At 67.0% G+C, this 12,986-nt stretch carries 12 protein-coding genes; 2 read left to right on the top strand and 10 right to left on the bottom strand.

The features are described 5' to 3' along the window. Window positions 1-252: 252 nt before the first annotated feature. The 5 genes from ACZ899_RS04245 to ACZ899_RS04265 form a co-directional block, all read right to left on the bottom strand. Complete coding sequence (locus tag ACZ899_RS04245) at window positions 253-1,668, bottom strand: efflux transporter outer membrane subunit (RefSeq protein WP_234560907.1); 1,416 nt, start codon at window positions 1,666-1,668, stop codon at window positions 253-255. Next, window positions 1,665-4,844, bottom strand: coding sequence for an efflux RND transporter permease subunit (locus ACZ899_RS04250; protein WP_050705839.1), 3,180 nt, complete (start codon window positions 4,842-4,844; stop codon window positions 1,665-1,667). Before ACZ899_RS04250 ends, ACZ899_RS04245 begins: the two co-directional genes overlap by 4 nt. 12 nt (window positions 4,845-4,856) lie before the next feature. Next, a complete protein-coding gene (gene mexE, locus ACZ899_RS04255) occupies window positions 4,857-6,098 on the bottom strand; it encodes a multidrug efflux RND transporter periplasmic adaptor subunit MexE (protein WP_203652452.1) in 1,242 nt (413 codons plus the stop codon). Window positions 6,099-6,390: 292 nt separating this feature from the next. Continuing rightward, complete coding sequence (locus ACZ899_RS04260; RefSeq protein ID WP_234560908.1) at window positions 6,391-6,984, bottom strand: eCIS core domain-containing protein; 594 nt, start codon at window positions 6,982-6,984, stop codon at window positions 6,391-6,393. Next, window positions 6,971-7,534, bottom strand: coding sequence for a TetR/AcrR family transcriptional regulator (locus ACZ899_RS04265; RefSeq protein WP_234560909.1), 564 nt, complete (start codon window positions 7,532-7,534; stop codon window positions 6,971-6,973). Before ACZ899_RS04265 ends, ACZ899_RS04260 begins: the two co-directional genes overlap by 14 nt. 89 nt (window positions 7,535-7,623) lie before the next feature. Here ACZ899_RS04265 and ACZ899_RS04270 point away from each other — a divergent pair, with 89 nt between their 5' ends. Both ACZ899_RS04270 and ACZ899_RS04275 read left to right on the top strand, forming a co-directional pair. Continuing rightward, complete coding sequence (locus ACZ899_RS04270; RefSeq protein WP_234560910.1) at window positions 7,624-8,355, top strand: SDR family oxidoreductase; 732 nt, start codon at window positions 7,624-7,626, stop codon at window positions 8,353-8,355. A 27-nt stretch (window positions 8,356-8,382) separates the two neighbouring features. After that, window positions 8,383-8,982, top strand: a complete 600-nt coding sequence (locus tag ACZ899_RS04275) for a 2-hydroxychromene-2-carboxylate isomerase (RefSeq protein WP_234560911.1) — start codon at window positions 8,383-8,385, stop codon at window positions 8,980-8,982. Between the two features lie 144 nt (window positions 8,983-9,126). On the opposite strand, the gene ACZ899_RS04280 is transcribed toward ACZ899_RS04275, so the two are convergent. From ACZ899_RS04280 to ACZ899_RS04300, 5 genes are all read right to left on the bottom strand, one after another. Further along, window positions 9,127-9,414, bottom strand: a complete 288-nt coding sequence (locus ACZ899_RS04280; protein ID WP_203652456.1) for a DUF7693 family protein — start codon at window positions 9,412-9,414, stop codon at window positions 9,127-9,129. A gap of 7 nt (window positions 9,415-9,421) precedes the next feature. Beyond that, window positions 9,422-9,967, bottom strand: a complete 546-nt coding sequence (locus ACZ899_RS04285) for a cupin domain-containing protein (protein ID WP_050705832.1) — start codon at window positions 9,965-9,967, stop codon at window positions 9,422-9,424. Window positions 9,968-10,046: 79 nt separating this feature from the next. Beyond that, on the bottom strand, window positions 10,047-11,252 hold the full coding sequence (locus ACZ899_RS04290; RefSeq protein WP_203652457.1) for an MFS transporter: 1,206 nt from the start codon (window positions 11,250-11,252) through the stop codon (window positions 10,047-10,049). A gap of 78 nt (window positions 11,253-11,330) precedes the next feature. Continuing rightward, window positions 11,331-11,864, bottom strand: a complete 534-nt coding sequence (locus ACZ899_RS04295) for a cytochrome b (RefSeq protein WP_232856135.1) — start codon at window positions 11,862-11,864, stop codon at window positions 11,331-11,333. Beyond that, on the bottom strand, window positions 11,861-12,907 hold the full coding sequence (locus tag ACZ899_RS04300; protein ID WP_234560912.1) for a catalase family peroxidase: 1,047 nt from the start codon (window positions 12,905-12,907) through the stop codon (window positions 11,861-11,863). The genes ACZ899_RS04295 and ACZ899_RS04300 overlap by 4 nt, the downstream gene beginning before the upstream one ends. Window positions 12,908-12,986: the final 79 nt, after the last annotated feature.

Here is a 12,986-nt window from a genome sequence, read left to right on the forward strand (position 1 = left end):
GCACGCACGTTGACCGTTTCCCCTGTAGGAGCGGCCTTGTGCCGCGAAAAGGCTGCGTAGCGGCCCCAGGGGTTCAGCGTTGACACATCAATCGCCGGGGCTGCTACGCAGCCCTTTCGCGGCACAAGGCCGCTCCTACAGAGGGGCGTGCAGGGCCTTTGGAGCAGCATAAAAAAGCCCCGAAGACCAAGGCCTTCGGGGCAAACGGTTGGGGGAGGAACCAACCAAAGGAGTCTTCACATCAGGGGGCGATCAGCGCGAGCTGGCCACCACGTCGGGTTGCCAGCCGCCGCCCAGCGCCTTGTAGATCGCGACGATGCCGCTGTACAGCTCGACCTCGCCCTGGGCCTGGGCGTCTTCGGCGCTCAGGCGTTCGCGCTCGGCGTCGAGCAGCACCAGGTAGTCCACCGTACCTTCGCGGTAGCGCACCGAGGCCAGTTCCGCCGCCTTGCGGCTGGCGTCGCTCTGGCGCATCAGCGCCAGCAGGCGCTGTTGGCGCTTGCCGTAGTCGCTGAAGGCATTGGAGGATTCCTCCAGGGCCAGCAGCACCTGCTGTTCGTAGTTGGCCAGGGCACCCTCGGCATCGGCCTTGGCGCCGCGCAGGCGGGCGCGCACGCTGCCCAGGTCGAAGGCTGCCCAGGTGATGCTCGGGCCCAGCGCCCAGGCATTGGCAGCCGAGGAGCCGATCTGCGAGCCGCGCGCGGCGGTGAAGCCGAGGAAGCCGCTCAAGCTGACCCGTGGGAACAGGTCGGCGGTGGCCACGCCGACGTTGGCCGTGGCCGCGGCCAGCTGGCGCTCTGCGCTGCGGATGTCCGGGCGGCGGCGCAGCAGCTCGCCGGGGTCGCCCACCGGCAAGGCCTTGGCGATGGCCGGCAAGGCCTTGGGCGCAAGGTCCACGCTCAGGGCGTCCGGGCGCTGGCCGAGCAGGGTGGCGATGCGGTTCTTCGCCCGCACCTGTTCGGCCTGCAGCTGTGGCACGGTGGCTTCGACACCCGCCAGGCGGGCGTCGGCGCGGACCACGTCGAGCTCGTTGCCGACCCCGGTGTCGCGCAGGGTCACGGTGATGTCCCGCGACTGCTGCTGGGTCTTCAGGTTGGCCACGGCGATCTGCTCGCGCAACTGGGCGCCACGCAACTGGCCGTAGGCGTCGACCAGCTCGGCGATCAGGCTGACCTGCAGCTGCTGCAGGTCGGCTTCGGCGGCCGCTTCCTGCGCTTCGCTGGCTTCGATCTGGCGCTGGATGCGGCCGAACAGGTCGAGCTCCCAGGCCATGTCCAGGCCCAGGTCATAGCGCTCGCTGTTGACCCGGCGCTCGGTCTGGCCGGGCACCTGGCCCTTGCCCAGGTCGCTGCTGGCGCGGCTGGTGACCACGGGGATCTGGTCGTTGGACACGTCCTCGCGAATCGACCGCGCCGCTTTCAGGCGGGCGAACGCCACGCGCAGGTCGCGGTTGCCGTCCAGCGATGCCTGCACCAACTGGTTCAGCACCGGGTCGTCGAACTGTTTCCACCACACGCTCTCGAAGCGGCTGCGGTCATAGGCTTTGGCTTCAAGGCCGGCGTCCAGCTTGGCCGGTTCGGTCAGCGGGGCCTTGTAGTCCGGACCCACCGCGCAGGCCGCCAGGGCCAGTGCCAGCAGGCTCGGGGTCAGGGGTTTGAGCAACTTCATGCATGGTTCTCCAGCGCCACTGCGTGCTCGGCCTTGCGGGCCTGGCGACGCTCGACGAAACGGCGGATCAGGAAGAAGAACACCGGGGTCAGGAACAGGCCGAACACGGTCACCCCGATCATTCCCGAGAACACCGCCACACCCATGGCGTGACGCATCTCGGAACCGGCGCCGGAGCTGAACACCAGCGGCACCACGCCCATGATGAAGGCGATCGAGGTCATCAGGATCGGCCGCAGACGCAGGCGGCAGGCTTCCAGTACCGCAGCCAGCGGGTCGAGGCCCTTGGCCTGTTCATCCTTGGCGAACTCGACAATCAGGATCGCGTTCTTGCACGCCAGGCCCACCAGTACGATCAAGCCGATCTGGGTGAAGATGTTGTTGTCGCCACCGGAGACGATCACCCCGGTGATGGCCGACAGCAGGGTCATCGGCACGATCAGGATCACCGCCAGCGGCAGGCTCCAGCTCTCGTACTGGGCGGCCAGCACCAGGAAGGCCAGCAGCACGCAGAGCGGGAACACGAACAGCGCGGTGTTGCCTGAGAGGATCTGCTGGTAGGTCAGGTCGGTCCATTCGAAGGTCATGCCGTTGGGCAGTTCCTCCTTGAGCAGTTTCTCGATCGCCGCCTCGGCCTGGCCGGAGCTGTAGCCTGGGGCCGCGGCACCGTTGATCTCGGCGGTGATGAAGCCGTTGTAGTGCATGACCCGGTCAGGCCCGGAGGTGTCGCTGACCTTGAGGAAGGTCGCCAGCGGGATCATCTCGCCCAGGTTGTTGCGCACCTTCAGCTGGCCGATCTGCTCGGCGTCGAGGCGGAACTGCTGCTCGGCCTGGACGTTGACCTGGTAAGTGCGGCCAAAGCGGTTGAAGTCGTTGGTGTACAGCGAGCCCAGGTAAACCTGCAGGGTGTCGAAGATGTCATTGATTGCCACGCCGTGGGTCTTGGCCTTTTCCCGGTCGATGGCGGCATCGACCTGCGGCACGTTGACCTGGTAGCTGGTGAACAGGCCCGCCAGTTCCGGCACGTTGTGGCTCTTGGCGATGATGTTCTGGGTCTCTTTGTACAGCGCTTCGTAGCCCAGGTTGCCGCGGTCCTCGATCTGCAGGCGGAAGCCGCCGATGGTGCCCAGGCCTTGGACCGGTGGAGGCGGGAAGATCGCGATGTAGGCGTCCTGGATATCAGCGAACTGGGCGTTCAGGGCCGCCGCGATGGCCGCCGCCGACTGGCTCGGGTCCTTGCGCTCGTCGAACGGCTTGAGCGGGGTGAACACGATGCCGCTGTTCGGGCTGTTGGTGAAGCCGTTGATCGACAGGCCCGGGAAGGCCACCGAATCAGCCACACCCGGTTGCTTGAGGGCGATCTCGCTCATCTTCTTGATCACCGCCTCGGTGCGGTCGAGGCTGGCGGCGTCAGGCAACTGGGCGAAGGCCACCAGGTACTGCTTGTCCTGGGCCGGGACGAAGCCGGTCGGGGTGGACGAGAAGCCCAGGTAGGTCAGGCCCATCAAACCGGCATAGACGAACAGGGCAATGCCGCTGGAGCGGATGACCCGGCGCACGCCGCCGACATAGCCATGGCTGGCGCGGTCGAAGAAGCGATTGAACGGGGCGAACAGCCAGCTGCCCAGCAGTTTTTCCAGGAACCGCGAGAAACGGTCCTTGGGCGCGTGGTGGTCCTTCAGCAGCACGGCGGCCAGGGCCGGCGACAGGGTCAGCGAGTTGAATGCCGAGATCACGGTGGAGATGGCGATGGTCAGGGCGAACTGCTTGTAGAACTGCCCGGTGAGGCCGGAGATGAACGCGGCGGGCACGAACACGGCGCACAGCACCAGGGCGGTGGCGATGATCGGGCCGGTCACTTCGCTCATGGCCTTCTGCGTGGCTTCCAGCGGTTTCAGGCCAAGGCCGATGTTACGCTCGACGTTCTCCACCACGACGATGGCGTCGTCCACCACGATACCGATGGCCAGTACCAGGCCGAACAACGACAGCGCGTTGAGCGAGAAGCCGAACAGGTGCATCACCGCGAAGGTGCCGATCAGCGAGACGGGCACGGCCATCAGCGGGATGATCGAGGCGCGCCAGGTCTGCAGGAACAGGATCACCACCAGCACGACCAGGATCAGGGCTTCGAACAGGGTGTGTACCACGGCTTCGATGGAGCCACGAACGAACACGGTCGGGTCATAGACGATGCTGTAGTCCATGCCTTCCGGGAACTCTTTCTTCAGTTCGGCCATCTTCGCCCGCACTTCGTCGGAGATCTCGATGGCGTTGGAGCCTGGGCGCTGGAAGATCGGGATGGCCACCGCCGGCTGGTTGTTCAGCAGCGAGCGCAGGGCGTACTGGCTGGAGCCGAGCTCGACCCGGGCGATGTCCTTCAGGCGGGTGATCTCGCCGTTGGCACCGGCACGGATGATGATGTTCTCGAACTCTTCCTCGTTGACCAGGCGGCCCTGGGTGTTGATCGACAGCTGGAAGCTGGTCGAGCCCGGGGCGGGCGGGGCGCCCAGCTGGCCGGCGGCGACCTGGCGGTTCTGCTCGCGAATGGCGGCCACCACGTCGCTGGCGGTCAGGTTGCGCGAAGCGGTCTTGTTCGGGTCGAGCCACACCCGCAGCGAGTAGTCGCCCATGCCGAACAGCTGCACGTCACCGACGCCACCGAGGCGCGCCAGCTCATCCTTGATGTTGAGGATGGCGTAGTTGGACAGGTAGAGCATGTCGTAGCGGTTGTCCGGCGAGGTCAGGTGCACGACCATGGTCAGGTCGGGCGAGGCCTTGTCGACGGTGATGCCGATGCGCGTCACCTCTTCCGGCAGCTTGGGCTGGGTACGGGTCACGCGGTTCTGCACCTGCACCTGGGCGTTGTCCAGGTCGGTGCCCAGGGCGAAGGTGATGGTCAGGGTCAGCTTGCCGTCGGCGGTGGACTGCGAGGACATGTACAGCATGTTCTCGACACCGGTGATGGCCTGCTCCAAGGGCGCTGCGACGGTCTCGCCGATCACCTTGGGGTTGGCGCCGGGGAAGTTGGCGCGCACCACCACGGTGGGCGGCACCACTTCGGGGTATTCGCTGATCGGCAGCTGGAACAGCGAGATCGAGCCCGCGATCAGCAGCACCAGCGACAGCACCGCGGCGAAAATCGGCCGGGTAATGAAGAATTTCGAAAAGTTCATCGGTGTTGTCCCTTAACCGCGCGGCGCTTGGGCGCTGGCGACTTTGACATTGGCGCCGGCAACCTTCGGCGCCGGGTTGCTGGCCTCCAGGGCCTGGCGCTGCTGGGCGAGGGCGGCGAGGGTCTGCTCGCTGGCCATCGGCGTTTCCTCAGGGGTGACCGGCGAGCCCGGGCGCACGCGCTGCAGGCCCTTGACCACGATGCGGTCGTCCTTGGCCAGGCCACTGCGCACGATGCGCAGGCCTTCGAGCTTGGGTCCCAGTTCCACGGCGCGGTAGGCGGCCTTGTTGTCCTTGTCCATGACCAGCACGAACTTCTTGCCAAGGTCGGTGCCGACCGCTTCGTCGTTGATCAGCACGGCGTCGTACTGGGCGCTGCCGACCAGCTTCAGGCGCGCGTACAGGCCCGGGGTGAACTGGCCGTCGCGGTTGTCGAACACGGCGCGGCCACGGATGGTGCCGGTGCGCGGGTTGACCTGGTTGTCGACGAAGTTCATCTGGCCCAGGTGCGGGTTGCCGGTCTCGTTGGTCAGGCCCAGGTACACCGGGGTGCTCTGGCCGCGCTGGCCGTCGCGGGCGAGCTGGCTGTACTTGAGGTACACGCGCTCGTCGGCGTCGAAGTAGGCGTACACCTTGTCGGTGGAGACCACGCTGGTCAGCGGGGTGACGTCGGCGCTGACGATGTTGCCGGCGGTGAACTGGGCGCGGCTGACGCGGCCACTGATCGGCGCGGTAACGCGGGTGAAGCTCAGGTTCAGGCGGGCCAGGTCGAGCTGGGCCTGGATCGCGTCGACCCCGGCGCGGGCTTCGGCGGCGGCGCTGCTGCGCGACTCGGCCAGTTCCGCAGAAATCGCGTTGCTGTCGCGCAGGCGCTCGCCACGGCGGGCTTCGTTGGCGCTGCGGATGGCGGTGGCCTTGGCCTGTTGCAGCTGGGCTTCGAGGCGGCGCACTTCTGCCTGGAACGGGCGTGGGTCGATCTGGAACAGCAGGTCGCCTTTCTTGACCTGGGCGCCTTCGGTGAAGGCCACCTGGTCGATCTGGCCGGACACCCGTGGACGTACCTCGACGGTTTCCGGCGCTTCGAGGCGGCCGGTGAACTCGTCCCATTCGTTGATCGGCTGTTCGATCACCTTGGCTACGCTGACCTTGGGCGCGGCGGGAGCCTGCACGGCGTCGGGGGTGCGACCGCAAGCGCTGAGCACCACCACTGCCAGGGCAGCGAGGGGGAAGCGCAAGGGTTTGAGTGAGTGATCCATGGAGAACTCCGCCAATGTATTAGTAGTGGGCGGAGTGTGAGTGTCTTGCGCGTGGCGCACGAATCAAACGGAGCGAAGGTTATTATCACGCGCAATGATAGGTCGGGTGCCGTCATCGATCCGGACGCATGGTTTCAGGCCGGCATCACCCCGTGTAGGAGCGGCCTTGCGCCGCGAAAGGGCTGCGCAGCAGCCCCAGGATTTCAGCGTTGACGCATCAATTGCCGGGGCTGCTTAGCAGCCCTTTCGCGGCACAAGGCCGCTCCTACAGGGGGATGGTGTAATTCGGCAGTCAGCGTGGCCCGCCGGATGCCTTCTCACGCAACGCCTTGGCCACTTTCGCCTCGATCTCGTAGGCCGGCCCCTCCAGTGCCTGGTAATCCCGGGTATAGCGCCTGGCGAATTCCTCCACCCCCAGTTCCTGGTACTGCTGCACATGCTTGAGCTCATGGGCCCACAGCGCCACGTTGTCCTCGGCATCGGCGCTGCGACGGAAAATGATGGTGTCGATCAGGGTCACCGCGTTGACGTCCGGGTTCTGCAGCAATGCGTTGGCGGCGCTGATCTGCTGTTCATCGCCCACCCGGTAGCGCGCCGCGTCGAGCACGGCGAAATCGTACCAGGGCTCGAGCTGGGCACGGACATGCAGGGGGATCGGCTGGCTGCCGCTGGCGGTGGCCTCATCGCGAGCCTGGCGTAGGGCGAATACCAGGCTGCCGCTGGCCATGCGCTCGACATCCTGCAGCACCTGGCCGCCCTGGTTGGGGTCGATGGGCGCGCAGAAACACACCACCAGGCATACCTGGTATTGCCCGACCGGGCAGTTGTCCTGGGCGAAGGCGGGCAGAGTCAACAGCAGTCCCAGCAGCGTACTAGCGAGCCTCATCGAAGACCCGTCCGACCAGTTTGCGGCTGGCGTCCAGCACCTGCGCCTGCACCGGCTCGCTGGCCAGCATACGGCCCACCACCAGTGCGCCGACGCACTGACTGAGCAAGGCCCAGGCCAGCTCGGAGTCGTCGAGGGTCTCGCTCCACGCCTGGTGCAGCTCCACCAGCCAGTGTTCGGCCTGTTCGCGCACCGGTCGCTCGGCGCGGGCGATCTCCACCCCCAGTGGCGGCAGTGGGCAGCCGCCCTCGGCATTGTGCAGGTGGGCCAGGCTCAGGTATTGCTCGAGCAGGCGCTTGAGCCGGGGCCGATCGGTGCCACGCTCGACCAGACGCGCCAACGGGCTGTTGGCCAGTTCGCGGCGGACGATCTCGCTGAACAGGTCGTCCTTGGACGGGAAATGGTTGTAGAAGGCGCCGCCGGTCAGGCCGATGGCCTTCATCAGCCCGGCCACGCCGGCGGCGGCGAAACCCCCGCGCTTGGCCAGGGCGCCGCTGCTGGCCAGCAGCTTTTCGCGGGTCTGTTGCTTGTGGTCGGTGCTGTAGCGCATGCGCGGAACCTCTTGGCGCGGGCTTGACGATAGGCTGATCGTAGCATAGCGTTCGTTTACTAAACGATCATTCATCAATGGAGCGGTCCATGGCAGAACAACAAAAGGTCGTGCTGGTGATCGGCGCGGGCGACGCCACCGGGGGCGAGATCGCCAAGCGTTTCGCCCGCGAGGGGTATGTCGCCTGCGTGACCCGGCGCCAGGTGGAAAAACTGCAGCCGCTGGTCGATGAGATCCGCGCCGCAGGTGGCCAGGCCCATGGCTTCGGGTCCGATGCGCGCAAGGAAGAAGAGGTCGCCGAGCTGGTCGAGACCATCGAGCGGGATATCGGCCCGATCGACGCCTTTGTCTTCAATATCGGCGCCAATGTTCCGTGCAGCATCCTCGAGGAAACCCCGCGCAAGTACTTCAAGATCTGGGAAATGGCCTGCTTCGCCGGCTTTCTCACCGCCCAGGCGGTCGCCCGGCGCATGGTGACCCGCGAGCGCGGCACCATTCTCTTTACCGGCGCCACCGCCGGTACCCGCGGCGCGGCCGGTTTCGCCGCCTTCGCCGGGGCCAAGCATGGCCTGCGCGCCTTGGCCCAGAGCATGGCGCGGGAGCTTGGGCCGCGCAACATCCATGTCGCCCATGTGGTGGTCGACGGCGCCATCGACACCGCGTTCATCCGCGACAGCTTCCCCGAACGCTATGCGCTCAAGGACCAGGACGGCATCCTGGACCCTGCGCACATCGCCGACAGCTACTGGTTCCTGCATGCCCAGCCACGGGATGCCTGGACCTTCGAACTTGACCTGCGCCCGTGGATGGAGCGCTGGTAAGTCCCACCCTCATACAAGGAACGAATCATGAGCAAGACCGTCGAGTTCTTCCTGGACCTGGGCAGCCCGGCCACTTACCTGGCCTCGACCCAGCTACCCGCCCTGTGCGCGCGTCACGGGGCGCGGTTGGTGTACAAGCCGATTCTGCTGGGCGGGGTGTTCCAGGCCACCGGCAACGCCTCGCCGGTCATGGTGCCGGCCAAGGGGCGCTATATGCGCATCGACCTCAAGCGCTACGCCGACCGCTGTGGCGTGCCCCTGACCCTGCCGCCAGGGTTTCCGGTAAACACCCTGAACCTGATGCGCGGGCTGACTGGCGTCCAGTTGTTTGCCGAAGCGCGATTCGAGGCGCTGTTGAAGGTGCTGTTCGAAGGGCTGTTCGTGCACGGGCGCAATCTGGGAGACCCTGCGGTATTGGGTGAGACCTTGGCCGCAGGAGGCTTCGAGGCCGAGATGTTCCAGGAACTGGCCGCGCGGCCCGAGGTCAAGGACGCCTTGCGCAAAGCTACCGAGGAGGCGGTCGAACGTGGCGTGTTCGGGGCGCCGACATTCTTCGTCGACGGGCAGATGTTCTTCGGCCAGGACCGGCTGGATTTCGTCGAGCAGGCTTTGGCCCGGCAGGCATGACGATCTGGCCATGCCACCCCCCTGTAGGAGCGGCCTTGTGCCGCGAAAGGGGCGCGAAGCGGCCCCGGCGATCTTTGCGTCAACGCTGAAACCCTGGGGCCGCTTCGCGCCCCATTCGCGGCACAAGGCCGCTCCTACAGGGGATCAGACCAACAGTCGTTCTATTTGATCGCGTTCCCAGAGGCTCAGGTGATCCACCGGATTGGTGCCATAGCGGTGCCAGTCGTCCAGCGTGCCCTGGCGCCCATCCGGGCTCTGGCAGTGGCTGCAGTGGGCCAGCCCCTCGCTGTCCAGCACCAGGCTCAGGCGCCAGCCGTCGACTAGCACCTCGACCTGCCCGCCGGCCAGGCGGGCGACCGTTACCAGCGATCGGACGCCAAGGGCGGCGTCACGCAGGCACTGGTACGCCTCACGGCTGGCGACGGTGGTCATGGGCGGATCAGAAGTTCGCCGGGGTATTGGCGCTGATGATCTCGGCCTCGTCGGGGCCGATGTTCTTGAAGGTGTGGGGCAGGGTGGTAGGGATGTAGTAACCATCGCCGGCGTTAAGCACGCTGACCTGGCCATCGACCCACAGCTCCATGGTGCCTCGGGTGACCAGGCCGCATTCCTCGCCTTCGGCGTGGACGATCGGCTCGCCGGAATCGGCGCCCGGCGCATACAGCTCGCGCAGCATGCGCATCTGCCGGCCTTCGACACTCGCACCGACCAGCAGCATGCGCAGGCCGTTACGGCCCAGGTCGGGCTGCTCGCCGCCACGGAAAACGTAACGTTCCTCGCGCACCGGCTCGTCGAAACTGAAGAACTCCGCCAGGGACATGGGGATCCCTTCGAGCAGTTTCTTGAGGGAACTGACCGAAGGGCTGACCCGGTTCTGCTCGATCTGCGAGATCGTCGAGTTGGTCAGCCCGCTGCGGCGGGCCAGTTCCCGTTGGGAGAGGTTGTTGCGTTCACGCACCAGTTTGAGTCGTGTCCCCGTGTCCATAGCCGCCTTGTTTGCAGAGGTGTCAAAAATAATGGGCGAGGCATTAAAACACACTCTGCAGGCTTGCGCGCTGTGCGTCTCAGTGACGCTGGTCGCTCGCTGCCGGCCACAGCCCCACCAACAACAGCAGGGCACCCACGGCAAGGAACGGCAGGCGCGGGTCGAGGGCATAGACCAGGGTGCCGGCCAGCGGCCCGATCACCGCGCCCATGCCCTGGGCGGCGCCGATCGAGCCGGCCGTGGCACCCTGTTCGCTGGCGTGCATGGCGTTGGCCGCCAGGGCGGAGAATGCCGGGAAGACGAAGCCCATGCCAAACGCAGCGACGAAGAATGCGCTCCACAGCCAGGGTGCGTGGGTTGCCAGCGCTGCGGCAGCGAAGCCCAGGCCGGAGATGCTGGCGCCGACACGGATCATTTTCGCCGGCGGCCACTCGAGCCTGCGCAGGAACACCTGCGCCAGCATCAGCGCCACGCCCACGCAGGTCAGGGCGATGCCCGCGGCCTGGGCGGCGTCGCCGGCCTCCAGGTGCAGGCGATCGAGGGCGAAGAAACCGACGGCGATCTGCGACACGGTGATGCTCAGCATGGCGCTGAAGGCCACCAGCAACGGGCGGCGCAGGCGTGGATCGGACAGGCGCACCGGATTGGGCGCATGAACGTGTGCCAGTGGCTGCGGCTTGAGCTTGAACAGCAGCACCACGAACGCCGTGGCCGGCAGCAGCGACATGGCATAGAACGGCAGGCTCAGGCTGTAGCGCGACAGCAGCGCGGCCAGTGCCGGGCCGACCACCAGGCCGACGGCATTGGCCGCGCCCAGCGAAGCCATGGCCCGCGCCCGGCGCTGGGGCTCGACATGGTCGGCAATCAGGGCATTGCCGCCCACCGGCAGCGCGGCATAGAAGGCGCCGATCAGGCCGCGGGCCAGCATCAGCCCGAAGAACGCCACGCTCGCGCCCGGCAGCCAGCGCAATGCGCCGTCGATGAACAGGCACAGCACCCAGTAGGCCAGGGTGAAGCCGCCGCTGCCCAGCAACAGTACGCGGCGCCGGCCATAGCGGTCGGCCAGGCGCCCCCAGGGCCGCGCCAGCAGCACCCAGACCACGCCGGCCACGGTCACCGCCGCGCCGGCCTGCCAGGTGGCCATGCCCAGCAGGCGGGCGATGGGGCCGATCAGGGCGACGAAGGCCATCATCGACATGGTGCAGGCCATGTTCACCAGCATCAGTGGACGCAGGTCCAGGGTGCTGGACGGGGTCAAGGCGGCAGGGTCCTTTGCAACGTTCATGGGGCAGTCCGGGGCAGTTCGACGAAATGAGCGCCAATGTTAGTAATAATTATTTACATGTGTCGACCCCGGCAATGCTCATTCACTGCGGCGCAGCGGGCCTGGCCACATGCTACGCAAGACGCCGTCGCGGCGCACCAGGGCATGCACCAACGCCGCCCCCAAGTGCAGCAGCACGGTGGCGAACAGCAGGTAGCCGGCCCAGCCGTGGGCCTGGCGCAGTATGGCGTACAACTGCAAGTCGTGGGGGGCGATGGCGGGCAGTTGCAGGGGCCGTGGATAGCCACCGGCCGAGAGCATGGCCCAGCCGAGCAGCGGCATGGCCAGCATCAGGCCGTACAGCAGCAGGTGCGAGGCGCCGGCGGCCAGCCGTTGCAGGCGCGGCAGGTCGCCGGGCAGCGCCGGGTGTGGCAGGGCCAGGCGCAAGGCGATACGCAGGATCACCAGCACCAGCAGGGCCAGGCCTGTGGCCTTGTGCAGCTCGACCAGCAGCGGATGCCGTGGCGACAGGTCGCCGACCATGTTCACGCCGATGAACAGCATGGCCAGGATCAGCGCGGCCATCAGCCAGTGCAGCAGGCGGGCCAGGGGGTGGAAGGCGGTGGCGGTCATGGGCGGGCTCCTTCGCTCAGCGCTTCGTGGCTGCGGCGGTTGAACGACACTGAATAGGCGGCCGAGCGGGCGGCGAGGATCGGGTCGGCGGACGGTTCGATGCCGTGGGGCAGGATCAGCGGATCGAAGTTCAGGTCGCGGCAAGCGCCTTGCTCGGGGCCGTCGACCCGTTCCACGACCAGGGTGCCGGCGTCGATGCTGCGACGTTCGGCGGACCAGGGACGGGCAGGGTCGTCCACCGGGTCGCCGGGCTCGGCCAGGGTCAGGCGCAGGGTCCAGCGCAGCGGGCCCTGGGCCAGGCGTTGCTGCAGGTCGTGCTGGAGGAACTGCTGGTCATCGACCTGGGCGGGCAGGGCAGCGAACGTTGTCTGCGGCTCCAGGGCCCAGCGTACCGGGTGGGCGTTGCCCTGGGCATCGATCAGGCGAAAGGCATTGATGCTGTTGTAGGCGGTGCTGGCGAAGCTGTCGCTGGGCTTGTAGCTGGCCGCCCACTGGCGAAACGCCGCGCTTTCCGGGTGGCTGGCGAAAAACGCCTGCAGCTTCGCTGGGTCCGGCTTGCCGGTGGCCGGGTCGGGCGCCCCGGCCAGCACCTGCTGGTAGAACGCCTCGGGCGTGCTCACCGCCAGCACCGGCGGGTTGTTCATGCCGGTGCGCCAGACCTGGCCGTCGTCGCTGCTCAACTGGATGGCCAGGCTGCGTACCGGTATGGCGGTGTCCGGGGCGAAGGGGTTGGCGCCGCCGATGGCGAAACGACCGATCACCGGCACCTGGGCCTGGCTGAAGACGCGGGCGCTGGAGAGCGCCGCAGCCTGCCCGCTGGCCTGGAAGTAACCGCTGACGCACAGGCCTTTGGCATGGTTTTTCCGATAGCCGGGATAATGGCCGGCCTGAGCCTCGAAGGTGTCGATGATGCGCTGCGGGGTCAGCCCTGGCGCGCCGATCCAGCCGGCGGCATAGGCGAAGCCCGCTCCGAGGGCGGCGAGGGTGGCGCCGATGGCGGCCAGGCGCAGGGCCTTGGCGGTGCCATGCAGGGGAGTGGTCATGGGGACGCTCCGGTCAGGTGGGATGAGCCGGTACGACGCAAGGGCGAACGATTTATTCCCGCCGGGGGAATAGATTTCG

This window comes from Pseudomonas sp. TE31087 (assembly GCF_057284075.1).